General features: G+C 56.5%; 19 protein-coding genes. 8 read left to right on the top strand and 11 right to left on the bottom strand.

All coding sequences use genetic code 11. The features are described 5' to 3' along the window. Nucleotides 1-75: 75 nt before the first annotated feature. On the bottom strand, nt 76-801 hold the full coding sequence (gene rpsB, locus AOY23_RS03410) for a 30S ribosomal protein S2 (RefSeq protein ID WP_054178423.1): 726 nt from the start codon (nt 799-801) through the stop codon (nt 76-78). 318 nt (nt 802-1119) lie between these two features. Between rpsB and map the strand changes: the two genes are divergently transcribed. The 4 genes from map to AOY23_RS03390 all read left to right on the top strand — a co-directional run bounded on the left by map (nt 1120) and on the right by AOY23_RS03390 (nt 5999). Further along, on the top strand, nt 1120-1914 hold the full coding sequence (gene map / locus AOY23_RS03405; protein ID WP_054178422.1) for a type I methionyl aminopeptidase: 795 nt from the start codon (nt 1120-1122) through the stop codon (nt 1912-1914). 60 nt (nt 1915-1974) lie between these two features. Next, complete coding sequence (gene glnD / locus AOY23_RS03400) at nt 1975-4638, top strand: bifunctional uridylyltransferase/uridylyl-removing protein GlnD (RefSeq protein ID WP_054178421.1); 2664 nt, start codon at nt 1975-1977, stop codon at nt 4636-4638. Nucleotides 4639-4675: 37 nt separating this feature from the next. After that, nucleotides 4676-5500, top strand: a complete 825-nt coding sequence (dapD, locus tag AOY23_RS03395; protein WP_038155548.1) for a 2,3,4,5-tetrahydropyridine-2,6-dicarboxylate N-succinyltransferase — start codon at nt 4676-4678, stop codon at nt 5498-5500. 109 nt (nt 5501-5609) lie between these two features. Continuing rightward, on the top strand, nt 5610-5999 hold the full coding sequence (locus AOY23_RS03390; RefSeq protein WP_038155550.1) for a DUF3461 family protein: 390 nt from the start codon (nt 5610-5612) through the stop codon (nt 5997-5999). A 45-nt stretch (nt 6000-6044) separates the two neighbouring features. Here the strand turns inward: AOY23_RS03390 and AOY23_RS03385 are convergent, their stop codons facing one another. The 3 genes from AOY23_RS03385 to dgt all read right to left on the bottom strand — a co-directional run bounded on the left by AOY23_RS03385 (nt 6045) and on the right by dgt (nt 10449). Continuing rightward, the gene (locus tag AOY23_RS03385) at nt 6045-7202 is read right to left on the bottom strand and encodes a CdaR family transcriptional regulator (RefSeq protein ID WP_054178420.1); all 1158 of its coding nucleotides are present in this window, start codon (nt 7200-7202) and stop codon (nt 6045-6047) included. A 153-nt stretch (nt 7203-7355) separates the two neighbouring features. After that, complete coding sequence (gene degP / locus AOY23_RS03380; RefSeq protein WP_054178419.1) at nt 7356-8792, bottom strand: serine endoprotease DegP; 1437 nt, start codon at nt 8790-8792, stop codon at nt 7356-7358. Nucleotides 8793-8934: 142 nt separating this feature from the next. Further along, on the bottom strand, nt 8935-10449 hold the full coding sequence (gene dgt / locus AOY23_RS03375; protein ID WP_054178418.1) for a dGTPase: 1515 nt from the start codon (nt 10447-10449) through the stop codon (nt 8935-8937). A gap of 82 nt (nt 10450-10531) precedes the next feature. Here dgt and mtnN point away from each other — a divergent pair, with 82 nt between their 5' ends. Genes mtnN through AOY23_RS03360 form a run of 3 tightly spaced genes read left to right on the top strand, consistent with a single transcriptional unit; the run spans nt 10532 to nt 12661 of the window. Then, a complete protein-coding gene (mtnN, locus tag AOY23_RS03370) occupies nt 10532-11230 on the top strand; it encodes a 5'-methylthioadenosine/S-adenosylhomocysteine nucleosidase (RefSeq protein WP_054178417.1) in 699 nt (232 codons plus the stop codon). Continuing rightward, the gene (gene btuF / locus AOY23_RS03365) at nt 11223-12035 is read left to right on the top strand and encodes a vitamin B12 ABC transporter substrate-binding protein BtuF (RefSeq protein WP_054178416.1); all 813 of its coding nucleotides are present in this window, start codon (nt 11223-11225) and stop codon (nt 12033-12035) included. Before mtnN ends, btuF begins: the two co-directional genes overlap by 8 nt. Nucleotides 12036-12037: 2 nt before the next feature. Further along, complete coding sequence (locus AOY23_RS03360) at nt 12038-12661, top strand: TRIC cation channel family protein (protein WP_054178415.1); 624 nt, start codon at nt 12038-12040, stop codon at nt 12659-12661. 38 nt (nt 12662-12699) lie between these two features. Here AOY23_RS03360 and erpA read toward each other — a convergent pair whose 3' ends face one another. Together erpA and clcA are read right to left on the bottom strand one after the other, a co-directional pair. Then, on the bottom strand, nt 12700-13047 hold the full coding sequence (gene erpA, locus AOY23_RS03355) for an iron-sulfur cluster insertion protein ErpA (RefSeq protein WP_054178414.1): 348 nt from the start codon (nt 13045-13047) through the stop codon (nt 12700-12702). A gap of 81 nt (nt 13048-13128) precedes the next feature. Continuing rightward, nucleotides 13129-14547 (bottom strand): H(+)/Cl(-) exchange transporter ClcA, encoded by a 1419-nt coding sequence (clcA, locus tag AOY23_RS03350; protein ID WP_054178413.1) that lies wholly within the window; start codon nt 14545-14547, stop codon nt 13129-13131. A gap of 178 nt (nt 14548-14725) precedes the next feature. Here clcA and hemL point away from each other — a divergent pair, with 178 nt between their 5' ends. Then, entirely contained in the window at nt 14726-16006 is a 1281-nt protein-coding gene (gene hemL / locus AOY23_RS03345) for a glutamate-1-semialdehyde 2,1-aminomutase (RefSeq protein WP_054178412.1), read from the top strand. Nucleotides 16007-16048: 42 nt separating this feature from the next. Here the strand turns inward: hemL and fhuB are convergent, their stop codons facing one another. The 5 genes from fhuB to mrcB all read right to left on the bottom strand — a co-directional run bounded on the left by fhuB (nt 16049) and on the right by mrcB (nt 24766). Continuing rightward, entirely contained in the window at nt 16049-18031 is a 1983-nt protein-coding gene (gene fhuB, locus AOY23_RS03340) for a Fe(3+)-hydroxamate ABC transporter permease FhuB (protein WP_054178411.1), read from the bottom strand. Then, nucleotides 18028-18918: a Fe(3+)-hydroxamate ABC transporter substrate-binding protein FhuD gene (fhuD, locus tag AOY23_RS03335; RefSeq protein ID WP_054178410.1), complete on the bottom strand. Its 891-nt coding sequence runs from the start codon at nt 18916-18918 to the stop codon at nt 18028-18030. The genes fhuB and fhuD overlap by 4 nt, the downstream gene beginning before the upstream one ends. Continuing rightward, a complete protein-coding gene (gene fhuC / locus AOY23_RS03330) occupies nt 18918-19715 on the bottom strand; it encodes a Fe3+-hydroxamate ABC transporter ATP-binding protein FhuC (RefSeq protein ID WP_054178409.1) in 798 nt (265 codons plus the stop codon). Before fhuC ends, fhuD begins: the two co-directional genes overlap by 1 nt. Nucleotides 19716-19763: 48 nt before the next feature. Next, nucleotides 19764-21992, bottom strand: a complete 2229-nt coding sequence (fhuA, locus tag AOY23_RS03325) for a ferrichrome porin FhuA (RefSeq protein ID WP_054178408.1) — start codon at nt 21990-21992, stop codon at nt 19764-19766. A 221-nt stretch (nt 21993-22213) separates the two neighbouring features. Further along, nucleotides 22214-24766 (bottom strand): bifunctional glycosyl transferase/transpeptidase, encoded by a 2553-nt coding sequence (gene mrcB, locus AOY23_RS03320; RefSeq protein WP_054178407.1) that lies wholly within the window; start codon nt 24764-24766, stop codon nt 22214-22216. Nucleotides 24767-24807 lie beyond the last annotated feature (41 nt).

Raw genomic sequence — 24807 nt, 5'->3', positions numbered from 1 at the left:
AAAGTGAAAAAGGGGCCATAAAGAGGCCCCTAACCAAACTCAGTACTACCTGGTTAAATAAGGGCTTGAACCTTATTATTCAGCTTCTACGAAGCTTTCTTCCGCCTGAGAAGCCAGATCCTGAGAACGGCCTTCACGAATGGTCGCAGCGACTGCGCCCAGGTACAAGTTGACAGCACGGATAGCATCGTCGTTACCCGGGATAACGAAATCAACGCCGTCCGGATCAGAGTTAGTATCAACGATAGCAAATACCGGAATACCCAGGTTGTTTGCTTCTTTGATAGCGATGTGCTCGTGGTCAGCGTCGATAACGAACAGTGCGTCCGGCAGGCCGCCCATGTCTTTGATACCGCCCAGGCTGTTTTCCAGCTTGTCCAGCTCACGAGTACGCATCAGCGCTTCTTTCTTGGTCAGCTTTTCGAAAGTACCGTCCTGAGACTGAGTTTCCAGATCTTTCAAACGTTTGATGGACTGACGAACGGTTTTCCAGTTAGTCAGCATACCGCCCAGCCAGCGATGGTTCACGAAGAACTGGTCGCAGCTGTTAGCAGCTTCTTTCACCGCTTCGCTTGCAGCGCGTTTGGTACCAACGAAAAGGATTTTACCTTTGCGAGAAGAAATCTTGCCCAACTCAGCCAGTGCCTCGTTGAACATCGGTACAGTTTTCTCAAGGTTGATGATGTAAACTTTGTTACGCGCACCGAAGATGAACGGCTTCATTTTCGGGTTCCAGTAACGGGTCTGGTGACCGAAGTGAACACCAGCCTTGAGCATGTCGCGCATGGAAACAGTTGCCATGTTTAAAACCTCTATATAAAAGTTGGGGTTATGCCTCCACGTATCCCATGTTACCGACCCCAAAGGGCACCCCGGAATATGTGCCGATACGTGTGTGTTGTTACACAAAGTGAGATTTAGCGCCTCCGTCCAGCCTGTGTATCTGAGATGGATCGGAAGTCCGGCGCGCTTTATACCATAAATCGCCGTCGGAAACCAATAAATGTTGGCGCTACGTGCTGAACTGGATTCTCAATTTGGCAGGAAGTACGCCGGGCTGATACCATTGCAACACATAGACTAGTATTGCCGAAAAATCGGCCCTGATGGACAGAATTCATGGCTATCTCAATCAAGACCCCTGAAGAAATCGAAAAAATGCGCGTCGCGGGCAAACTGGCCGCAGATGTGCTGGAAATGATCGAACCGTATATTAAACCGGGCGTGAGCACTGGCGAACTGGATCGCATCTGCAACGACTACATCGTGAATGAACAGCACGCGATCTCCGCCTGCCTCGGTTATCACGGCTTCCCGAAATCCGTGTGCATCTCTATTAATGAAGTGGTGTGCCACGGCATCCCGGATGACGAAAAACTGCTGAAAGATGGCGATATCGTTAACATCGACGTGACCGTTATTAAAGACGAGTACCACGGCGACACCTCAAAAATGTTTATTGTCGGGAAACCGACCATTCTGGGTGAGCGCCTGTGCCGCGTCACTCAGGAGAGCCTGTATATCGCGCTGAAAATGGTGAAACCGGGCATTCGCCTGCGTTCCCTCGGCGCCGCTATCCAGAAATTTGTTGAAGCGGAAGGTTTCTCCGTGGTGCGTGAATACTGTGGTCACGGTATTGGCCGCGGGTTCCACGAAGAGCCGCAGGTGCTGCACTATGACGCAGACGATGGCGGCGTGGTACTGAAACAGGGCATGACCTTCACCATTGAACCGATGGTCAACGCTGGCGATTACCGCATCCGCACGATGAAAGATGGCTGGACGGTGAAAACCAAAGACAGAAGCTTGTCTGCGCAATACGAGCATACTATTGTGGTAACAGACAACGGCTGCGAAATTCTGACACTACGCAGGGATGACACCATCCCGGCGATAATCTCGCACAACGAATGATGAAAAGCCGGCGAAAGCCGGTTTTTTTATGGGTGATAGCTTTCTCTTATGGGTGGCGCGATGAATACTTCTTTACCTGACACCACACTGCCTGTTTTGCCCGATCAACCCGCGAACCCGGTCTCGTGGCCCGAAACATTCCTGGACTGCGCGACGATCAAAGCGCAACTGGAGACATTCCAGCGCTGGCTGGGTGACGCTTTCGACAGCGGGATTTCCGCTGAACAACTGATTGATGCCCGCACCGTGTTTATCGATCAGCTGCTGCAACGCCTGTGGCTGCATTACGGTTTTGGTGAGATGAGCGACGTGGCGCTGGTGGCCGTAGGCGGCTACGGGCGCGGTGAACTGCACCCGCTGTCAGATATCGATCTGCTAATACTCAGCCGTAAAAAGCTACCGGACGACGCGGCGCAAAAAATCGGCGAACTGCTGACGCTGTTGTGGGACGTCAAGCTGGAAGTCGGTCACAGCGTCCGTACGCTGGAAGAGTGCCTGCTGGAAGGGCTTTCTGACCTCACTGTCGCCACCAACCTGATTGAAACCCGTCTGCTCATCGGCGACGTCGCGCTTTTTCTTGAACTGCAAAAGTACATTTTCAGCGACGGATTCTGGCCTTCAGAGAAATTCTTTGCCGCCAAAGTGGAAGAGCAGAATGATCGCCACCAGCGTTATCACGGCACCAGCTATAACCTGGAGCCGGATATCAAAAGCAGCCCTGGCGGCTTACGGGACATCCACACCCTGCAATGGGTCGCACGCCGTCACTTCGGCGCCACCTCGCTCGACGAAATGGTCGGTTTCGGCTTTCTGACCGAAGCCGAGCGTAACGAACTGAACGAGTGTCTGCATCTGCTGTGGCGCATCCGTTTTGCGCTCCATCTGGAACTTAATCGCTACGATAACCGTCTGCTGTTTGATCGCCAGTTAAGCGTCGCACAACGGCTCAACTACCACGGCGAAGGCAATGAGCCGGTTGAGCACATGATGAAGGATTTTTATCGTGTCACCCGCCGCGTCGGCGAGCTGAACCAGATGCTGCTCCAGTTGTTTGACGAAGCCATTCTGGCGCTGACCGAAGACGAAAAACCACGTCCGCTGGATGATGATTTCCAGTTACGCGGCACGCTCATTGATCTGCGCGACGAGACACTGTTCATGCGCGAGCCACAGGCGATCCTGCGCATGTTTTACATGATGGTGCGTAACAGCACCATCACCGGGATCTACTCCACCACGCTGCGCCATTTACGCCATGCCCGCCGTCATCTGGCGCAGCCGTTGTGTTACATTCCGGAGGCGCGGTCGATTTTCCTCAGCATGCTGCGTCACCCCGGCGCGGTACGCCGCGGTCTGCTGCCCATGCACCGCCACAGCGTGTTGTGGGCCTATATGCCGCAGTGGTCGCACATTGTCGGGCAAATGCAGTTCGATCTGTTCCACGCCTACACCGTGGATGAGCACACCATCCGCGTCCTGCTGAAACTGGAAAGTTTTGCCCGCGAAGAGACCCGCTCGCAGCACCCGCTGTGCGTTGAGCTCTGGCCGCGGCTGAATCATCCGGAACTGATCCTCATCGCCGCCCTGTTTCACGATATCGCCAAAGGGCGCGGCGGCGACCACTCCGTACTCGGCGCACAGGACGTGCTGAAATTTGCGGAGTTGCACGGCCTTAATTCCCGCGAAACGCAGCTTGTCGCCTGGCTGGTACGCCATCATCTGCTGATGTCGGTGACCGCGCAGCGCCGCGATATTCAGGATCCTGAAGTCATCAAGCAGTTTGCCGAAGCCGTGCAGACCGAGAACCGCCTGCGTTTCCTGGTCTGCCTGACCGTCGCCGACATCTGCGCCACCAACGAAACGCTGTGGAACAGCTGGAAACAAAGCCTGCTGCGCGAACTCTATTTCGCGACAGAGAAACAGCTGCGCCGCGGCATCCAGAGCATGCCGGATATGCGCGAACGCGTGCGTCATCATCAGTTGCAGGCACTGGCGCTGCTGCGGATGGACAACATCGACGAAGAGGCGCTGCATCAGATTTGGGCGCGCTGCCGCGCCAACTACTTTGTCCGCCACACGCCAAACCAGCTCGCCTGGCATGCGCGTCATCTGCTGCAGCATGATCTCAAACAGCCGCTGATCCTGTTAAGCCCACAGGCGACGCGCGGCGGCACGGAGATTTTCATCTGGAGCCCTGACCGCCCTTACCTCTTCGCCGCTGTCTGTGCGGAACTCGACAGACGTAACCTCAGTGTTCACGATGCGCAGATTTTCACCACCCGTGATGGCATGGCGATGGACACCTTTATCGTGCTGGAGCCCGATGGCAGCCCGCTGTCCGCGGATCGCCATGAGGCGATTCGTCACGGTCTGGAGCAGGCCATCACTCAGCGCGCCTGGCAGCCGCCAACGCCGCGACGGAAACCGGCAAAATTGCGCCATTTCACCGTCGATACCGAAGTCAATTTCCTGCCGACGCATACCGACAGAAAATCCTTCCTTGAGCTGATCGCCCTCGATCAACCCGGCCTGCTGGCGCGCGTCGGCCAGGTGTTTGCCGACCTTGGTATTTCGCTCCACGGAGCCAGGATCACCACGATTGGCGAGCGAGTAGAAGATTTATTTATAATCGCCACCGCCGACCGGCGTGCCCTTAATAATGTGCTGCAACAAGAAGTGCAACAGCGGTTGACAGCGGCCCTCAATCCAAACGATAAAGGGTAACGTTATTTTTTTTGTGAATTGAATGGAAAGAGAAACAATGCAGCAGTTACAGAACGTTATTGAATCCGCTTTTGAACGCCGCGCCGAAATCACTCCGGCAAACGTGGATACCGTCACCCGTGAAGCGGTTAACCAGGTCATTTCCCTGCTGGATTCCGGCGCACTGCGTGTGGCCGAAAAAATCGAGGGTCAATGGGTGACCCATCAGTGGCTGAAGAAAGCGGTGCTGCTCTCTTTCCGTATTAACGATAATCAGGTTATCGATGGTGCGGAAAGCCGCTACTTCGATAAAGTGCCGATGAAATTCGCCGATTACGATCAGGCGCGTTTCCAGAAAGAAGGTTTCCGCGTTGTGCCGCCCGCCGCGGTGCGTCAGGGTGCGTTCATCGCCCGCAATACCGTGCTGATGCCTTCTTACGTGAACATCGGCGCATACGTTGATGAAGGTTCGATGGTGGATACCTGGGCGACTGTCGGCTCCTGCGCGCAGATTGGTAAAAACGTTCACCTGTCCGGCGGCGTTGGCATCGGCGGCGTTCTGGAACCGCTGCAGGCTAACCCGACCATCATCGAAGATAACTGCTTCATCGGCGCGCGTTCTGAAATCGTCGAAGGCGTTATCGTTGAAGAAGGCGCGGTGATCTCGATGGGCGTGTACATCGGCCAGAGCACCAAAATTTACGATCGTGAAACCGGTGAAGTCCATTACGGCCGCGTCCCGGCGGGCTCCGTTGTGGTTTCCGGCAACCTGCCGTCAAAAGACGGCAAATACAGCCTGTACTGTGCAGTTATTGTCAAAAAAGTCGACGCCAAAACGCGCGGCAAAGTCGGTATTAACGAGCTGCTACGCACCATCGATTAATATCGGGATTGAAAAGCGGGCGTGTCCCGCTTTTTTTACATGTCGCGCTGGCGGAAATGGATTTTTTCATTAATTATTCAATAGTTATATTGAAATTAGGGGTACCGCTATGTACGACAATCTGAAAAGTCTGGGCATTACCAATCCTGATGAAATCGATCGTTATAGCCTCCGGCAGGAAGCCAATAACGATATCCTGAAAATCTATTTCCAGAAGGATAAAGGCGAGTTTTTCGCAAAGAGCGTGAAATTCAAATATCCGCGCCAGCGCAAGACCGTCGTGGCGGATGGCGTTGGACAGGGCTACAAAGAAGTGCAGGAAATCAGCCCGAATCTGCGCTATGTGATTGATGAATTAGATCAAATCTGCCTGCGCGACCGTACTGAAGTCGACCTGAAGCGTAAGATCCTCGACGACCTTCGTCATCTGGAAAGCGTGGTCACCAACAAGATCAATGAAATCGAAGCGGATCTTGAAAAACTGACCCGTACCAAATAAGTGGTTTATTGCCGGGTGGCGGTTTCGCCTTACCCGGCAATCACTTCACCGTTGTTCATCCAGTTGCAGCGCAATATAAAGCAGCAGCCGATCGTCAAAATTCCCCAAATCCAGCCCGGTCAGTTCTGAAATGCGGTTCAGGCGATACTCCAGCGTGTTGCGGTGAATAAACAGCGCCTTTGAGGTCGACAGCGGCTGGACGTTGTGGCGAAACCAGGCCTGTAACGTACGGCGCAGCAGCCCGTTGTTATCCATCGCTTTCAGTCGCACCAGCGGGCGGGCAAGTTCGTTCGCCTGCCAGCCGCCGCGCAGGCTGTCGAGCAGTACGGGCAACATCAAATCCTGATAAAAATAGCTGCGACTGTCGGGCATCCGTTGTTTACCGACCATCATCGTTGTTCGCGCAGTACGCCAGGAACGCGCGATGCTGCCCGGCCCGGTAAAGTAGTTCCCCAGCGCCACGCGAAAACGCAACTGACCGTTCTCTTTCATGCGGGAGATCAACTGCTCCACGCGGCGACGGTGATCGTCCGCATCCCAGCGACCAAAGGCGTTGAGCGCCGGTTTCAGCACCACCATTTCGGTCAGCGACACAATCGCGATCAGGTTATTGCGTTCTGGCGTCGTCAGCGCCGTCTGCAACTGTTGCAGTTCCGCCATCGCGCTGTCGACGCCGAGCTGCCCGCTGTCGACTTCCACCACCGCCGCAACGCGCGGCTGGTTGAGATCGATACCCAGTCGCTGCGCCCATTCCGTCAGCGCCGGGGTGTTCTCTTCCGCCTGAATCAGGTTCATCACCAGCTCTTCACGCAGGCGGCTGTCCTGGGCCAGCAGATGCATCAGACGGGATTGTTCCAGCATCATTTCGGCGGTCATACACACCAGTTCGCCGTATTTACGCAGGGATTCCGGTTCACCGGTCAGGCCGATAACGCCGACAATCTCGCCCTCAAGACGCAATGGCAGGTTGATCCCTTCACGGACGCCGTGCAGATGGCGGGCGACAGCGTGATCGATATCCACGACCCGCCCCTGTGACAGTACCAGCAGCGCGCCTTCGTGCAATTCCCCAATGCGCTCACGATCACCGCTACCGATGATCCGCCCGCGGGCATCCATCACGTTGATATTGGTATCGATGATGCGCATGGTTCGCGCCACGATATCCTGCGCCATTTTGGTATCAAGATGCCAGCCAGCCATATCCCCTCCTGTCAGCAGAGCAACAGATTAGTGAAGATACTACGCTATCACATTGTGCAGATGCACAAACCAGCAGTGAGATCTATGGAGATGTGGGAATAATCACAGATTGGAAAGAAAGCGGCCCCTCCCGGACGGGAGAGGCCTTGAGGATTACTGCATCAGCAGGTAAATCGTGCTGTCGCCGCGCTGGATATTCAGCGCCAGAACAGACGGTTTGCTGTCGAGGATCTTACGCAGATCCGCGATGTTCTTCACCGGCTGCTGGTTCGCGCCAACGATAATATCGCCTTTCTTCAGGCCAATCTGCGCGGCCGGAGAAGCGGCTTTCACGGTATTCACCACCACGCCTTTGTCCTGTCCTTTGTTGCTCATTTCAGCGCCTTCAATGCCGTTGAAAATGGAGCTGGATTCGACCTGCGTCTGGCTGCTCTGCTGCAATTCCAGCGATACCGTCACCGGTTTGCCGTCACGCAACAGACCCAGGCTGACTTTGCTGCCGACCGGCATTGAGCCTACCTGCGCACGCAGCGCCGCGAAACTGCTGATCGGTTTGCCGTCCAGCGAGGTGATGACGTCACCGGCTTTAATGCCCGCTTTCGCCGCGGAAGAATTCGGCATGACCTGGCTGACGAAAGCCCCGCGCTGCGCGTCGACTTTCATCGCTTTCGCCAGCTCAGAGTTCAGTTCGGTCCCCATAATGCCCAACTCGCCGCGTTTCACCTGGCCAAACTTGACCATCTGCTCGGTCAGGTTTTTCACCATATTGCTCGGAATCGCAAAGCCGATGCCGATGTTGCCGCCGTCCGGCGCGAGGATCGCGGTGTTGATACCAATCAGTTCGCCATTCAGGTTAACCAGCGCACCGCCGGAGTTCCCGCGGTTGATCGCCGCATCCGTCTGGATAAAGTTTTCATAGTTTTCCACGTTCAGGCCGCTACGGCCCAGCGCGGAGACAATCCCGGAGGTGACGGTTTCACCGAGACCAAACGGGTTACCGATTGCCACGGTATAGTCACCGACACGCAACGCATCGGAGTCAGCGAGTTTAATCGCCGTCAGGTTTTTCGGATCCTGAACCTGGATCAGGGCGATGTCGGAGCGAGGATCTTTACCGACGACTTTAGCGTCTAATTTACGGCCATCGCTCAACTGGACTTTAATGGACGTCGCGTTATCGACAACGTGGTTGTTAGTCACCACATAGCCTTTCGCGGCATCAATGATCACGCCGGAACCCAGCGCCATGAATTTCTGCTGCTGACCGCCGCCGTTACCGCCACCAGCGCCCGGGCCGCCCTGACAGAACGGGGAGCTCTGGAATGGTGAGCCGTCCTGGCAGAACGGGGAATCATCACCAAAGAATTGCTGGAAGTTGCGCGGCATCCGCGGTGTATTAACGGTGGTACTACCCTCAACGTTAATACTAACCACTGAAGGCATGACTTTTTCAAGCATCGGCGCCAGGCTCGGCATCTGCTGCGCTGTGGTTGCCGTTGAGGCCGTTTCCGCCGCCGTCGCTGACAGAGGCGATAACGCTAAACTTAAACTCAGAGCCAGTGCACTCATTGCTAACGTGGTTTTTTTCATGTTTCTCAATCTCAATTCCAATTTTCAAATAGGGCGAAACGCTGTGTACGTCACTATCAGATTCACTTTATAGCGGGAAGTTCCGGAATTAAGTTTATGGAAAAAGTAAAAAAATATTGTCCGTCTTTACAAAACTCACCGCTTATTCCACCGCCATCAGACGGCGGTATTCATCCCAGGCGTAGAGATCGGTCATCCCGCTGATATAATCCTGGATCAGGCGGCAACGGTAATAATATTCCATCACCACGAACGTCGCCGGATCGCGTGGAATTTTATTTACCGCTTCGATATAAGCCAGCCGATGGCGGGTCGACAGTTTCTGAAAAAGCCGCGATTCAATCGGCAGATGACGCAGCCGTTCTTTGGCAACCAGCTCGCTGAAATCGTGTTCGGATAATTCCAGCAATGGCTTGTAGATCTCCAGCAGGCCGCTAATGACGCGGTATCCCTGCAACTCCAGCTGTTCTACATCCGGGTGACAGAACACATGTTTCATTGCCACCTTTTTATAAAGATCAAGCAGTTGACTAAAGTCGCTGTCATCTTCCAGCAACGCATGATTAAAGTCGCCGTCAAAAATCTGCGCAATATTGTCAATAAAGCGCTGGGCCGCGTAAGGCACCAGTTTATTCAGCGTGTTGACCCGCAAATACATAAAGAACTGATCTTCTGTACTGCGCATCAGGGAATTAGAACGCGATTTATCCCACGCATTTTCGACAACCTGAGAAAACAGCGATCCTTTTTCATGATGCCCCCAGGCGTCATGCAAATGCTGATACAACTGCTCAACACTGAATATGTGTTTTTCTACCGCATCTTCAAGGTCTGCCACGCAATAAGAGATATCGTCCGCGGCTTCCATTATCCAGGTCAGCGGGAAACGACTGTAAGGCGCCAGTGAAAGTTCTTTACGCAGCATCGCAATGTAGGGCTCTTCCGACAGGTAATAACCCGGTTTTTTCATCAGATAACTGTGCGTTGTCGGCGGCGGTCCCACCCACCATGCCGGGCGGGTGTACTTCAGAATACAGCCCACCTGCGCCCAGGTGAGATTCATGCGCATCAGCGTCTGCACCAGGCGAATACCCTGCGCATTGCCTTCAAACTGACACAGATCCTGACGCACCTTGCGGCGCAGTTCGTTCAGCGTCTCTTCGCCTTCCCGCAGCGGTAATCCTGGCACCATGCAGCGATCATCGCTCAGCGGCTGGCTGGCGGCATCGCCCGGGAACAGGCGCTGGCGAAACCAGTCGTTGATCGCCGCTTCGCCAAAGTGACCAAATGGCGGGTTGCCGATGTCGTGCATCAGGCAGGCCATTTCGACAATGCTCTCAAACGGCCCGGTGAGTTCATCCAGCCCATAGGTCGCCAGCAACTTTTGCTCTTTCAGGCGCGTCAGCACCTCTTTGGCGATATAACGCCCGACCTGCTGCACTTCCAGTGAATGGGTAAGACGCGTGCGCACAGCGGCATTGCGCTCAAGCGGAAAGACCTGGGTTTTTTGCTGCAACCGACGAATCGCTGGCGAGTTAATGATGCGCCCGCGGTCGCTTTCGAAAATGCGCAGGATCTCATGTTCGGTTTTCTCGCCCTGTGGAGAACGATAACGCCGACGCCAGTTTATTTTGTTGCGAAAGTCGATCTTAGCCATACCCGCTCCCGGTCCGGAAATGCGCATCTTCTGAGCGCATGGTAAACTATGCCTCTAATTATGACTTATCGCGAGTAAATCTATGAAAATCGGCATTATTGGTGCAATGGAAGAAGAAGTTACGCTGCTGCGTGACAAAATCGAGAACCGCAAAACGCTCACCCTGGGCGGAAGCGAAATTTACACCGGTACGCTGAATGGCACAGAGATCGCATTGCTCAAATCCGGCATTGGTAAAGTGGCGGCAGCGATGGGCGCGACCCTGCTGCTCGAGCATTGCAAACCCGATGTCATTATTAACACCGGCTCCGCAGGCGGCCTGGCCCCGACGCTGAACGTGGGCGATATCGTGGTGTCTGACGAAGCGCGTTATCACGACGCCGACGTCACCGCCTTCGGTTACGAATATGGTCAGTTACCGGGCTGCCCGGCGGGTTTTAAAGCGGATGAAAAACTGATCGCCGCCGCAGAAAGCTGCATCACTGCGCTGAACCTGCACGCGGTGCGCGGGCTCATCGTCAGCGGCGACGCCTTTATCAACGGCTCTGTCGGCCTGGCACGAATTCGCCACAACTTCCCACACGCGATTGCCGTAGAGATGGAAGCCACTGCCATTGCGCATGTCTGCCACAGCTTTGGCGTACCGTTTGTGGTGGTCCGCGCCATCTCTGACGTGGCTGACCAGCAGTCGCACCTCAGCTTTGACGAGTTCCTCGCCGTGGCGGCGAAGCAGTCTACCCTGATGGTAGAAACGCTGGTGCAGAAGCTGGCGCGTGGCTAACGCCTTTTTCAGGGCCATTGTTGCCCTGCTCCTGCTTACCCCGGCGTGGCTGCTCGCCGCGCCGCGGGTCATTTCACTCTCTCCGTCTAATACCGAACTGGCTTTCGCCGCCGGGATCACCCCAGTCGGCGTGAGCGCGTTTTCTGATTATCCGCCTGAAGCCGCCGCCATTGAGCAGGTGGCGAGCTGGCAGGGCATCAATCTTGAACGCATCGTGGCGCTCAAACCGGACCTGGTGCTGGCATGGAAAGAGGGCAATGCCGAACGGCAGATCAACCAGTTGAGCGCGCTGGGCATTCACGTGCTGTGGATTGAAACCGATTCTGTCGCCAGCATCATTGACGCGCTGCAACAACTGGCCGCCTGGAGCCCGCAGCCTGAAAAAGCGAAACAGGCCGCCCGCGCGTTACAGCAGGACTATGCGGCGCTGAAATCCCGCTACGCCAGCACATCTAAAACGCGCGTTTTTTTGCAGTTCGGCACGAATCCCCTCTTTACCAGCGGAAAGCACTCCATTCAGAACGAAATCCTTGAGCTGTGCGGTGGAGAAAACATTTTTGCCGCCAGCCGGGTTCCCTGGCCGCAGGTCAGCCGCGAGCAAGTGCTGTCGCGTCATCCTCAGGCCATTGTCTTCGGGGGAAAAGAGAGAGAAGTTCCGAAAATTGCAGCTTACTGGCATACCCAGCTCAAAATTCCGGTTATTGCTCTCAATAGTGACTGGTTTGAACGCGCGAGCCCGCGTATTATCCTCGCCGCAAAACAACTCTGTTCTGCGCTTGCGCAGGTGAATCAGGCAGGAAAATAACGATGCTCGTGTATTGGCTGGATATCGTAGGTACAGCCGTTTTTGCTATCTCCGGCGTTCTGCTCGCCGGAAAACTCCGCATGGATCCGTTTGGCGTACTGGTGCTCGGCGTGGTCACCGCCGTCGGTGGCGGTACGATTCGTGATATGGCGCTGGCCAATGGCCCGGTATTCTGGGTGAAAGATCCCACCGATCTGGTCGTCGCGATGGTCACCAGCATGCTGACGATTTTGCTGGTGCGTCAGCCGCGCCGGTTGCCGAAATGGATTTTGCCGGTACTGGATGCCGTCGGGCTGGCGGTGTTCGTCGGGATTGGCGTCAACAAAGCGTTTCTGGCTGACAGCGGCCCGTTAGTCGCCATCTGTATGGGCGTAGTAACCGGCGTCGGCGGCGGGATCATCCGTGACGTGCTGGCGCGTGAAGTCCCCATGATTTTGCGCACCGAAATCTACGCCACCGCCTGTATTGTCGGCGGTATTGTGCATGCGACGGCGCATCACACGTTCGCAATGTCTCTTGAAAATTCAGCGATGCTGGGGATGTTAGTGACGCTGGTGATTCGCCTGGCGGCGATACGCTGGCATCTGAAACTGCCGACGTTTGCGCTGGATGAAAACGGACGGTAATGCGGAATATCGGCCCGGTCAGCACCGGGCCAACGGCATCAGATACTGAACGAGGAACCACACCCGCAGGTGCTGGTGGCGTTCGGGTTGGAGACGATAAAGCGAGACCCTTCCAGGCCTTCCGTGTAATCCACAGAACCGCCCACCAGATACTGCAGGCTCATCGGATCCACAACCAGACCGACACCCTGTTTCTCAATGGTCATATCGCCTTCGTTGATTTGATCGTCAAAGGTAAAACCGTACTGGAACCCGCTGCAACCACCGCCAGTGATGTACACACGCAGTTTCAGGTTCGGGTTGTCTTCATCCGCAATCAGGCTTTTTACCTTGTTCGCTGCGGCATCAGTAAACTGCAGCGGCAGTGCTGCTACGTCATCACTCATTTCTTACTCCCGGTTATACTGCAGTCAGGTTAAATTATAACCTGAGCTTTTGAGCCATTATCTAATACCCGAGTATTTCGTTCAAGTATTCTCCCCACTCACCTGCTGTGTATTGCGCTCTTGTTCTGCCTGCTGTTTTGCCAGTGTACGCGCGAGGATAGTGGAGTATAGCGGCTTACCGCCCAAAAATTGTGCCAGTAGTGTTGCGCCAAGACAGGTAATAATCATTGGCAAAATGAGCTGATAATTGTCAGTCATTTCCAGAACCAGCACGATCCCAGTGAGTGGCGCGCGCAGTGACGCCGCCAGCAGCGCCCCCATTCCGGCAATCGCAAAGGTGCCTGCGTCCAGCTGATAGGCCGGAAAACTGACTGCCGCCGCCATGCCAAACGCGGTACCGAGCAGCGTCCCCAGCGCCAGCATCGGCGCAAAAATCCCGCCCGGTGCGCCGGAAGAGAAACAGAGCAGCGTCGTCACCACGCGGGCGATGAAGATAAACAGCAACACGCCGATGGTGTAATTGCCCGCCGCCGCAATGGGGATGAGGTAAAAACCGCCGCCCGCCGCAGCCGGTTGGATCAGCCCCAGCACGCCGCACGCCCCGCCAATGACGCCGCCGATCAACACCCATTTTTTGATTTCCCCGCCGTGCAGGCGTTGAAACATATCCTGTGTGCGCAGTACCAGCGCGTTAAACAGCGGGCCAACGCAGCCGAAAATCATCCCCAGAATCAGGTACAGCCACAGCGTGTTGACGGGCGCGTTTGACAGATGTCCCACATCGATAATCGCCACTTCGCCGTTGAAGACACGAAACACGATGCTCGACATGATAACGCCGGTAAACACCGCTTTGATGGAGATGAGGTTATAGCGAAACTGCGGACGCATCTCTTCGATGATAAACAGGATCCCGGCCAGCGGTGCATTAAACGCCGCCGATAACCCCGCCGCAGCGCCGGTCGCCAGCAGCGTATGACGCGCTTCCGGGCTGCGCATGCGGAACAGATCCAGCACCATGCGGCCAATGTTGCCGCCGATCTGCACCGTTGGCCCTTCGCGGCCCAGCACCATGCCCGCGCCCAGCGTTCCCATCCCGCCGATGAATTTCACCGGCAGCACCCGCCACCAGCGCACTGGCCGCAGTTCTTCCAGCGCGCCTTCGATTTCCGGGATCCCCGAACCGCCAGCTTCCGGCGCAAAACGGCGCACCAGAAAATAGCCCACCATCGCCAGCAGCGCCGAGAGAATAAATGCCAGCGGCCAGAGCAGAAAACCGTGATCCGCCACCTGCGTCAGCGTCCCGATACGCCAGTTTTGCACCCCGGTGACGGCTTTTTCAAAAGCAACACCAGCCAGCCCGGTAATCGTGCCCACCACGGCGGCCATCAGCAAAATCGCCAGCGGCGTTTTGTCGCGGTTCAACAGACGCCGCATCGCATCGCGACGGCGTAAACGAAGAAATTGCTGTGATTCAAAAGAGGACGTTTCTGCTTTCATGCCATTCTTGTTCATTGGTCATACAAATTGCGCGGCGTATTGTACTCATCCCGCCGCACTGCTGTCGCCTGAAAATTCCCGGCCCTGCTCTCGTTTTGATTTGGGCAACACTTTCATAACCTTCGCGGAATACCTTAGAATAGTCCTCATTTCGCTTTCTACGAATCAGGAACAGGCTATGAGCAAATCAGAAAACCTCTTCAGCGCCGCGCGCGAACTCATCCCCGGCGGTGTGAACTCACCGGTACGCGCCTTCAGCGGCGTGGGCGGTACGCCGCTGTTTATCGAACGTGCCGATGGCGCTTACCTGTACGATGTAGACGGCAAAGCGTATGTCGATTACGTTGGCTCGTGGGGGCCGATGGTGCTGGGGCACAACCATCCTGCCATTCGCAATGCGGTGATTGAAGCGGCGGAACGCGGCCTGAGCTTCGGCGCGCCAACCGAAATGGAAGTGAAAATGGCGGCGCTGGTGACCGAACTGGTGCCGACGATGGATATGGTGCGCATGGTGAACTCCGGGACTGAAGCCACCATGAGTGCAATCCGTCTGGCGCGCGGTTTTACCGGTCGCGACAAAATCATCAAATTTGAAGGCTGCTATCACGGCCACGCCGACTGCCTGCTGGTGAAAGCCGGTTCCGGCGCGCTGACCCTCGGCCAGCCGAACTCGCCGGGCGTACCAGCAGACTTCGCGAAGCATACCCTGACCTGCACCTATAACGATCTGGCCTCTGTCCGCGCCGCGTTCGAACAGTATCCACAGGATATCGCCTGTATCATCGTTGAGCCGGTCGCGGGCAACATGAACTGCATTCCACCGCAGCCGGATTTCCTGCCGGGTCTGCGCGCGCTGTGCGACGAATTTGGCGCGCTGCTGATCATCGACGAAGTGATGACCGGTTTCCGCGTGGCGCTGGCGGGGGCACAGTCGTATTACGATGTGGTACCGGATCTGACCTGCCTTGGCAAAATTATCGGCGGCGGCATGCCTGTCGGTGCGTTTGGCGGTCGTCGCGACGTGATGGACGCGCTGGCGCCGACCGGCCCGGTTTACCAGGCCGGTACGCTGTCCGGTAACCCGATTGCCATGGCCGCCGGTTTCGCCTGCTTAACGGAAGTCTCTCAGCCGGGCGTGCATTCCACGCTGACCGCGCTGACAACGCAACTGGCGAACGGTTTGCGGGAAGCGGCAAAAGAGGCGGGGATCCCGCTGGTGGTGAACCACGTTGGCGGCATGTTCGGGATTTTCTTTACCGATGCGGAAACCGTGACCTGCTATCAGGATGTGGTGAAATGCGATGTAGAGCGTTTTAAACGCTTCTTCCACCTGATGCTGGACGAAGGCGTTTACCTGGCGCCGTCAGCATTTGAAGCGGGCTTTATGTCGGTTGCCCACAGCGAAGAAGATATCGATAACACCATCGACGCCGCCCGCAGAGTGTTTGCGCAGCTGTAAGTTTTACAGGCCGGGTACGCATGAGCGCTTCCCGGCCTGGATTTATCGGCTCTGCTTCCTCAGCAGGTAGATAAAGTACGGCGCGCCAATAAACGTCGACAGCAGCCCTGCCGGGATCTGGTAAGGGAACAGCACCATCCGGCCACACCAGTCAGCAAACACCAGCAGCAGCCCGCCAATGAGCGCCGACAGCACGATGTGCGGCATCGTCCGGCGGAATCCCATCATGCGCGCCATATGTGGCGCCATCAGACCAATAAAACTGAGTGGCCCGATGGTCATCGTGGCGGTGGCCGTCAGACATGCGGCCAGCAACAGCAGCCCAATGCGCGATGGCGTCAGCGCGATTCCTACCGCGCGGGCTGTCTCACCGCCCAGCGGCAAAATGGTCAGCCAGCGACGGCAAAACGGCACCAGTGCCAGCAGCACGATCATCATCAGTCCGGTGCGAATCACCTGCGGATATGACGCGTTGTAAGTCGACCCGGAAATCCATGTCAGGATCTGCGCCATACGCGGATCACCACTGGCCTGCAGCATCATCAACAGCATGGTGAATGCCGTGCTGAGTGCCATCCCCGCCAGCAGCATGCGGTGCGGCGAAAAACCACCACGTCCGGCGGCGATCAGAATAATCATCAGCGTTGCCGCCGCACCCAGACTACCGGCGGGCATCAACCAGCCAAAGGCATTGCCCGGTACGAAGAACAACATCACCACCACGCCAAACGCCGCGCCGGAGGAGATCCCCAGCACTTCCGGGCTGGCCATCGGGTTGCCGGTGAGACGCTGAATAATACAGCCTGCCACCGCCAGCATCATCCCGGCGATCAACGCAGCCAGAATGCGCGGCGCGCGCCATTCCATCAGTTGATTCAGCAGCTCACTGCCCGCCCACTGCCAGCCCTGAGAATCACGGCCAAACGAAAGCGAGACCAGCATCACCAGTAGCAACACCGCCAGTCCTGCCAATGACCAGGCCAGCACGCGCTGGCGTTCTGCGGCGACGCGATCCCCGGCATCCATCGCTGGTGCGCTGATGCTGCGCAGTCGCGGCAACAGCCAGAGCAGCAGCGGCGCGCCAATCAGCGCGGTCACGGAACCGGTTGAGACTTCCATCCAGACGCGGGAAAGCCAGAGGATGATTTGATCGGACAGCCAGAGGATCAGCGCGCCAATCAGTGGCGCCAGCATCAGGCGGGAAAGCAGTCGGCGGGCGCCAAGCATTTTCGCCAGCAATGGCGCAAACAGGCCGATAAAGCCGATGATCCCTACCGCATTCACCAGCAGGGCACTGATGACAATTGCCAGCACCAGCGCTGCCAGACGCGCCAGCGACAGCGCCAGCCCGAGATTACGCGCGACGCCATCATCCAGCCCCATCAGCGTCAGCGGGCGCAACAGCAGTAACGTCAGCATTACGCCGCCAAGCAGTTGCGGCCACAGCTGTTTCACCACGCTCCAGTCGGTTTGCGTCAGCGTCCCGGTACCCCACAGGAACACGCTCTGCAGTTGATCGTGATGGAAAATCGCCAGCAACTGATTGATTGCGCCGCAGTACATGCTGACCACCAGACCAGCGAGGATCAACGTCACCGGTGACAGGCGTTTGCCCCAGGAGACGCCAAACACCAGCGCGCCAACGATGCAGGCGCCCGCCAGCGCCGCGAACTGCGCCGTCAACGCACCGGGCAGGGCCCACAGCGCGGTGACGGTGATCCCCAGTTGCGCGCCGGTCGCAACGCCAAGCGTCGTCGGTTCCGCCAGCGGGTTACGCAGCACCTGCTGGAACAGTACGCCCACTAAACCCAGCCCGGCGCCCACCAGCAGTGAAACCACCACCCGCGGCAACAAACTGTAGTGGAACAGCATCTGCGCGATGCTGTCGATATCCGGCTGCCAGAACGCCTCGCCCCACTGCGCGCGCGGCAACGCGAGGTTGAAATTCACCCAGCTCAGCGCCGCGGCGGCAATAAACAACGCGAGTAACAGTGCTGCCGGGAAAGATGCGATTCGCGATCTCATGCTTTCCCTCCCAGCGCGTTATCCAGTACGCGAACAAAATTCATTACCGACAGCGTGGCACCGTAAAACCACACCGCGGGCACGCGCTGAAAGCGCTGCTGGCGGACAAACGGCATCGCCTGCCACAGCGGCGTCGCCATCAGTTTTTGCATTTCGCGGTCGTTGCCATGATCAAAGCACAGCACGTCCACATCCTTAAATTCGCCGAGTCGGTCGATCCCCACCACTTCGCTTCCCCAGAAATTGGGGTTGCCCTGCCAGGCGTTGACGATGCCATACGCGTCAAGGATCGGCTGGAACAGGCAGTTAGGGCCAAAGGCAAGCATATGGCGGGCGTCGAGTAAAGTGAGCATCAACAGCGGGCGCTGGCCTCGCTGCGCGAAGCGTGGTTTGTACTGCGCGACAAACTGATCGAAGTGGTCAAGATGCTGGCGGGCCGCCGTTTCCAGCCCGAGCAGTTGTGCCATTTCCCCCAGCGATTTACGCGCCATCGCCAGCGGATTTTTACCGTCGCTGAAGTTAAAGCCACGGCCAGGCGCGATTTTCGCCAGCGTCTCCGGCGACGGGCCATAGCCAGCTGACCAGACCATATATGACGGTTTCATTTCGGTCAGCAGTTCAAGATTGGGCTCGGTGCGTAGTCCAACGTCAATCACCGAGTCAGGCAACGCGGGCTCATTCACCCACAGCTTGTAATTGGGAATATCAGCAATGCCGTAAGGCGTAACGCCGAGCGCCAGCAGCAACTCCACCGGCAGCCATTCCAGCGCCACGATACGATGCGGATCGACTGTCGCCGCGCGGGCGCCATTCATCTTCAGTAGCAGTGGCGACAGCGCCATGGCGGTCAGCAGACGTCGGCGGCTAATTAACATTGAACTGTTCATCAATAGACAAAACTTACCGGCGCAGCGCCCGCCGGATGCGGCAGAATGCCCATCGGAATGCCGTAGATCTGTTCCAGCGTTTCACCGCGCATCAACGTTTCCGGCGTCCCCTGGGCAATCATTTCCCCGCCGCGCAGCGCCACCAGAAAATCGCAGTACCGCGCTGCCATGTTGATGTCATGCAGCACGGCGATCACCGTCAGCCCGCGCTGCTGGCTCAGGCGATGCACCAGCGCCAGCACGTCCACCTGATGCGCGATATCCAGCGCGGACGTTGGTTCGTCGAGCAACAGGCAACGGCTGTCCTGCGCCACCAGCATGGCGATCCACGCGCGCTGACGTTCGCCGCCGGAGAGGCTGTCCACCAGCCGGTGCGCCAGCGGTTTTAAGCCAACCAGACTGATCGCCTCTTCCACTTTTTCTCTGTCCGCCACACCAAAGCGCCCTAACGCGCCGTGCCACGGGTAACGTCCAATCGCCACCAGTTCGCGCACCGTCATCCCTTCCGCCTGAGGCAGTTGCTGCGGCAGATAGGCGACCTTACGGGCGAACGACTTGCTGTTCCAGCTCTCCACAGGTTGACCGTCGAGCAGGATCTCCCCTTCCGACGGCGGCTGATGGCGGCCGAGCATTTTCAGCAATGTCGATTTGCCCGAGCCGTTATGACCGATCAGTCCGGTCACTTTGCCCACGGGAAACGTCAGAGAGAGAGGATGCAGCAGCGTACGGCCCGGTACGCGAAAAGAGACGTTGCTAAGCGAAAAGGTAGTTTCGGAAAGAGAAGTTTTTTCCTGCATAGCGACCAACGTGTGAAAAAGGCGCGGCAAGCCGCGCCTGAAAAGGATTTAGAAACGGAACGTTGCGGTGGCAACCACCTGACGCTCTGCGCCCCAGAAACAACCATAGGTTTCGAAGCAGCTGGATACATATTCCCGGTCAAATACGTTATTCACGTTCACTGCCAGACTGGAGCCTGCCATACCGAAACGTGCCAGATCGTATTTCACAACTGCATCCATGACAGCCGCACTGCCGACCTTGAAGGTATTTGCCGGATCGCCATAGCTGGAACCAATAAAGCGTCCACCGGTACCCAGCGTCAGGCCTGACAGAGCGCCTTCATTGAAGGTGTAATCGCCCCACAGTGAAGCCATATGTTTAGGCACCTGTACCACGGTATTGCCTTTCAGATCAGTATCTTTCGTGTATTGCGCATCCGTGTAGGTATAAGACGCAGTCACATTGATATTGGCATTTACCGCTGCTTTGGCTTCAAGCTCTGCACCGCGAGAACGGATCTCACCCGCGGGCACCTGATTCAGGGCGTTGTTCGGGTCCGCCATGAGGGTATCCGATTTGGTCAGCTGATAGAGCGCACCAGTCACCACGATCGGCATATCTTTCGGCACATACTTCACACCCGCTTCATACTGTTCACCTTTAGAAGGTGCATAAGCGACGCGAGGAGTGCTGTAAAGACTGAAGGCGTTCGGTTCGAAAGACTGGCTATAGCTAACGTATGGTGAAATACCATTATCGAACAGATAGTTAACGCCACCACGCCAGGTAAATTTATGATCGTTGCGATCGATGTAGCCGTTATCGCTGCGAACGGTGGTTGCCTGCTTCGACCAGTCATAGCGACCGCCCAGCGTCACCACCCATTTGTCCCACTCAGCTTGATCCTGAACGTAAATGCCCGTTTGCTTGCTTTCGTTCATCTGGTAAGGAACGGCATCACCAAAATCAACATCATTCATTGACGGCAGATTGTTGAGATCCAATGCTGGCGCGTTACCAAACAGGGCATTGATATCATTGCGCATACGCATGTAATCAACCCCTGTCAGCAGCGTATGATCGATACTGCCGGTCGCAAATTTGCTTTGCAGTTGAGTATCAACGCTAAAGTTTTGCAGGCGTTCATTGTCCACGACTGTGCCACGCCCCAGATAATGTGCCTGTTGCTCTGGCGTCAATGCCTGACAGTAAACGTTGAAGGCGTTCATGCTGTTGTTACACAGACCGGTACCGTAAGCACTCTTTTGGGCAACCTTCATTTCAGAGAAACGCAAATTCTGGCGCACGGTAAACGTGTCGTTGAAACCGTGTTCGAAGCTGTAACCCACCATTTTCTGATTACGGGAATAGGTGTTGTTACTGGCTCCTTCGTTGAAACTGGTCGGCAGATGACCACCATTTGGCAACGGTTGAACAGTCCCTTCTTTCGGTAACCAGCCGTAGTAGCCAGTTTCCGGTTCATTCTGGAAGTAAGACAGGAAGGTGAAATTGGTTTTGTCATCCGGGCGCCAGGAGAAAGACGGCGCAATCGCATAGCGTTGCTGCTCCGCATTTTCCTGCTGCTCATTACTGGAACGCGCCACACCGGTCAGGCGATAGGAGAATTCACCGTTGTCATCCAGTGCATCGCTGAAGTCAAAACCGGTCTGGAACAGATTATCTGTTCCCATTTTGAATTGCACTTCATGCAGCGGCTCAGTGGTCGGGCGCTTGCTGACCATAGAGATGATACCGCCAGGGTTGCTTTTACCATACAGCACCGATACCGGGCCGCGCATCAGCTCAACTCGCTCCAGCATGTAGGGATCGATAACCGCATCGTTATAGAAATCACCCTGCAACTTCATGCCATCCAGATAGTTATTCTGGCTCAGGCCGACAGAAGAAAAACCGCGGATAATGACAAAATCATAGGTATTCGAAGCACCACGGCTGCTGACCGTCACGCCTGGCGTGTAACCCAACGCTTCCTTGACGGACTGGAACTGATGCATTTGCATCTCTTCGTTCGTCACCACGGAAATCGACTGCGGCGTTTTTTCGATCGGGGTATCGGTTTTCGTTGCCGTCGCGGTACGTTTCGCGGCGATTGTTGGTGCCGGGCCCCAGGCGCTTTCCTGGCTGGCCGGTGCGGCGGTAACGGTGATGGTTTCTTCTTTCGGTTGTTCAGCCGCCTGTGCGTATACAGACATGCCGCTAACCGCTGTGGCTACTACCACTGCGATTTTACGCAATGTGGCAGGCTTTGGCTGAGCAGTTTTTGGACGCGCCATTTCGTTTCTCTGATGAAATAGTGAATGATAACGTAAACGATAATTATTATTATGACGGCAGCATAATAGGCGAAACGCCGCAGCCATAGCAAGTGGAATGCGACCCTGAGGGTTCTAAGGGAATAAAAAATAACCGGAGCGTTGTTAGGGAGTTAGCGGAAGGTTAATTCACCGATCATGAAACGCCCTCTCCCCGATGGAGAGAGGGCACACAGATGGCGTTAGTTGCTGCCAAACATGTCTTTGATCCAGCCTGCGACGCCGTCGCTTTTCTCCTGCTGCTGCGGCTGTTGCTGCTGCTGTTGCTGCTGCTGTTGCGGCTGCTGTTGAGGCTGCTGCTGCGACTGGTTAAACGGGTTACCCGGCTGTTGTTCCTGCTGCGCCTGGCTCTGCTGGCACAGCGCATCCGGGTTTGTCGTCCAGACCGGCAGGGTACGCATACCGCCGCCACCGCAGACAAAGTAGCCGTTATCATCTACGCCCATATCGACGATATCTTCGGGTGGTGTCAGATTCAGCGGGATCGGCGACTGATTTGCCAGATAACGCTGGTAAATCGACATCGCACCGCTGGCACCGTACAGCTTCGTCGGCTGGTTGTTGTCGCGGCCAACCCAGGTGATCACCACTTCACGTCCGTCGATACCCGCAAACCAGGTGTCTACGTTGTTGTTGGTGGTCCCCGTTTTCCCCGCCAGGTGCAGGCCCGGATATTTCGCGCCCAGTTGACGACCGGTACCGCGCTGCACCACCTGCTGCATGGTCCACAGCGTCATGTATGCTGCCTGTGCCGGTACCGCGCGTTCAGCCTGCGGATAGCTCTGATAGAGCACGGTGCCATCTTCAGCAATCACCGAGCGCAACGCGGAAAGGCTGGCGCGGTTACCGCCGCTGGCGATGGTCTGGAACGCCTGCGCCACTTCGATCGGCGTCAGGTTCAGCGCCCCCAGCAACATTGCCGGTACCGCGTTCAGTTGATCTTTCGGCGCACCCAGTTTCAGCCACGTATCTGTCACCGCAGGCAGGCCCAGCGCCATCCCGAGGTTGACCGTCGGCACGTTCATGGAACGGGTCAGCGCATCCACCAGCATCACCTGGCCGCTGTAGCGATGGTCATCGTTCTGCGGTGACCAGGTCTGGCCGTTCGACAGGCGAATAGACACCGGCGCATCGGCAATCCAGGTATTCAGACGGTAGAGATTCGGCTGGCTCAGCGCGGTCAGATAGGTCGCTGGTTTCGCCAGAGAACCAATCGAACGGCGCGCCTGCATCGCGCGGTTGTAGCCCGCAAATTGCGGTTCCGCCCCGCCGACCATCGCCCGGACTTCGCCGCTGAAACGGTCGACCACCACCATCGCGGTTTCCAGATCGCTCAGCTTGCGCTGTTTCTTCAGCTCAGGGATCCCGTCAGTGGCCGCTTTTTCAGCCGCATCCTGCGCGACCGGGTCAAAGGTGGTGAAAATCTTCACGCCGGAGAGATCTTTCACCTTATCGCCCAGCTTCGCCTGCAGCTCCTGACGCACCATCTGCATAAACGCAGGTTGTGGTGAAATCACGCCGCCGCGTGGCTGAACCCCCAACGGACGGGCGCTCAGCATGTCGTACAGCTCCTGGTCGATCACGTTCTGCTGTTGCAGCAGACGCAGCACCAGGTTACGACGCTCCAGCGCCAGTTTCGGGTTACGCCACGGGTTGTAAATCGACGCCCCTTTCACCATCCCCACCAGCAATGCCTGCTGATCGAGACTCAGTTCTTCCACCGGACGGCCGAAGTAGTACAGGCTCGCCAGCGGGAAGCCGCGGATTTCATTGTCGCCGCTCTGACCGAGATAGACTTCGTTCATGTACAGCTCAAGGATACGATCCTTGCTGTAACGCGCGTCCATGATCAGCGCCATGTAGGCTTCGTTCGCCTTACGCCAGTAAGAACGCTCGCTGGAGAGGAACAGGTTTTTCACCAGCTGTTGCGTCAGCGTACTGGCGCCCTGCACTGTCCGCCCGGCAGTCAGGTTAGCTAGCACCGCACGACCAATGGAATACAGGCTGATGCCGTCATGCTCGTAGAAATGGCGGTCTTCGGTGGCCAGCAACGTATCGACCAGCAGATCCGGGAAGCCGCTGCGCGGCACAAACAGGCGCTGTTCGCCATTGGGCGAAGAGAGCATGGTGATAAGTCGCGGATCAAGACGGAAGAAACCGAACTGACGATTGTTGTCGATGTTGGTGATGGTCGAGAGGTGATCGCCCTCGAAGGTCAGACGCGCGCGCACCTGCCCCTCTTTGCTGTCCGGGAAGTCAAACGGACGGCGGATCATCTCAATGCTGTTGGCCTGCACGGTAAACTCGCCAGGGCGCGTCATCGCCGTCACCTGACGGTACTGCGTGGCCGTCAGAAGTCGCACCATCTCGTTTTTACTGACCGGCATGTCAGGTTCAAGGTTGACCATCCGGCCATACACTGCCGCCGGAAGCTGCCAGACTTTACCGTCGATACGGCTACGAATTTTTTGATCAAGATAGACGCCATAAATGGCGACCAGCACCGCAAGGACGATGCAAATCTTCACCAGCAGCCAGAACCAGCCGCGTTTACCACGAGGCTTACGCCCTCTGCCTTTCCCCTTACGCGGCATCGGCTCTTCATCCTCATCGTCGTAGTCATCGTACTCGTCGTCATACTCCTCTTCCCGAAGTCGACGACGACTTATCTTTTCTTTTGCCGGACGCGCGGGTCTCCCCTTTCGTCCTATCGGCTCGCGGTCATTCCCCGCCATGCTTTCTCTCCGCATTTTTCAGGCGTAATGGCCTGATTCTC

Source organism: Trabulsiella odontotermitis (assembly GCF_001297775.1).
GTDB lineage: Bacteria > Pseudomonadota > Gammaproteobacteria > Enterobacterales > Enterobacteriaceae > Trabulsiella > Trabulsiella odontotermitis.
Note: the sequence above shows the minus strand (reverse complement) of the source record. Positions and strands in the feature narration are given on the sequence as shown.

Excerpts from the sequence above, each read along its gene's own strand:
- rpsB (WP_054178423.1), bottom strand. The coding sequence starts at position 801 with ATGGCAACTGTTTCCATGCGCGACATGCTCAAGGCTGGTGTTCACTTC.
- map (WP_054178422.1), top strand. The coding sequence starts at position 1,120 with ATGGCTATCTCAATCAAGACCCCTGAAGAAATCGAAAAAATGCGCGTC.
- glnD (WP_054178421.1), top strand. The coding sequence starts at position 1,975 with ATGAATACTTCTTTACCTGACACCACACTGCCTGTTTTGCCCGATCAA.
- dapD (WP_038155548.1), top strand. The coding sequence starts at position 4,676 with ATGCAGCAGTTACAGAACGTTATTGAATCCGCTTTTGAACGCCGCGCC.
- AOY23_RS03390 (WP_038155550.1), top strand. The coding sequence starts at position 5,610 with ATGTACGACAATCTGAAAAGTCTGGGCATTACCAATCCTGATGAAATC.
- AOY23_RS03385 (WP_054178420.1), bottom strand. The coding sequence starts at position 7,202 with ATGGCTGGCTGGCATCTTGATACCAAAATGGCGCAGGATATCGTGGCG.
- degP (WP_054178419.1), bottom strand. The coding sequence starts at position 8,792 with ATGAAAAAAACCACGTTAGCAATGAGTGCACTGGCTCTGAGTTTAAGT.
- dgt (WP_054178418.1), bottom strand. The coding sequence starts at position 10,449 with ATGGCTAAGATCGACTTTCGCAACAAAATAAACTGGCGTCGGCGTTAT.
- mtnN (WP_054178417.1), top strand. The coding sequence starts at position 10,532 with ATGAAAATCGGCATTATTGGTGCAATGGAAGAAGAAGTTACGCTGCTG.
- AOY23_RS03360 (WP_054178415.1), top strand. The coding sequence starts at position 12,038 with ATGCTCGTGTATTGGCTGGATATCGTAGGTACAGCCGTTTTTGCTATC.
- erpA (WP_054178414.1), bottom strand. The coding sequence starts at position 13,047 with ATGAGTGATGACGTAGCAGCACTGCCGCTGCAGTTTACTGATGCCGCA.
- clcA (WP_054178413.1), bottom strand. The coding sequence starts at position 14,547 with ATGAAAGCAGAAACGTCCTCTTTTGAATCACAGCAATTTCTTCGTTTA.
- hemL (WP_054178412.1), top strand. The coding sequence starts at position 14,726 with ATGAGCAAATCAGAAAACCTCTTCAGCGCCGCGCGCGAACTCATCCCC.
- fhuB (WP_054178411.1), bottom strand. The coding sequence starts at position 18,031 with ATGAGATCGCGAATCGCATCTTTCCCGGCAGCACTGTTACTCGCGTTG.
- fhuD (WP_054178410.1), bottom strand. The coding sequence starts at position 18,918 with ATGAACAGTTCAATGTTAATTAGCCGCCGACGTCTGCTGACCGCCATG.
- fhuC (WP_054178409.1), bottom strand. The coding sequence starts at position 19,715 with ATGCAGGAAAAAACTTCTCTTTCCGAAACTACCTTTTCGCTTAGCAAC.
- fhuA (WP_054178408.1), bottom strand. The coding sequence starts at position 21,992 with ATGGCGCGTCCAAAAACTGCTCAGCCAAAGCCTGCCACATTGCGTAAA.
- mrcB (WP_054178407.1), bottom strand. The coding sequence starts at position 24,766 with ATGGCGGGGAATGACCGCGAGCCGATAGGACGAAAGGGGAGACCCGCG.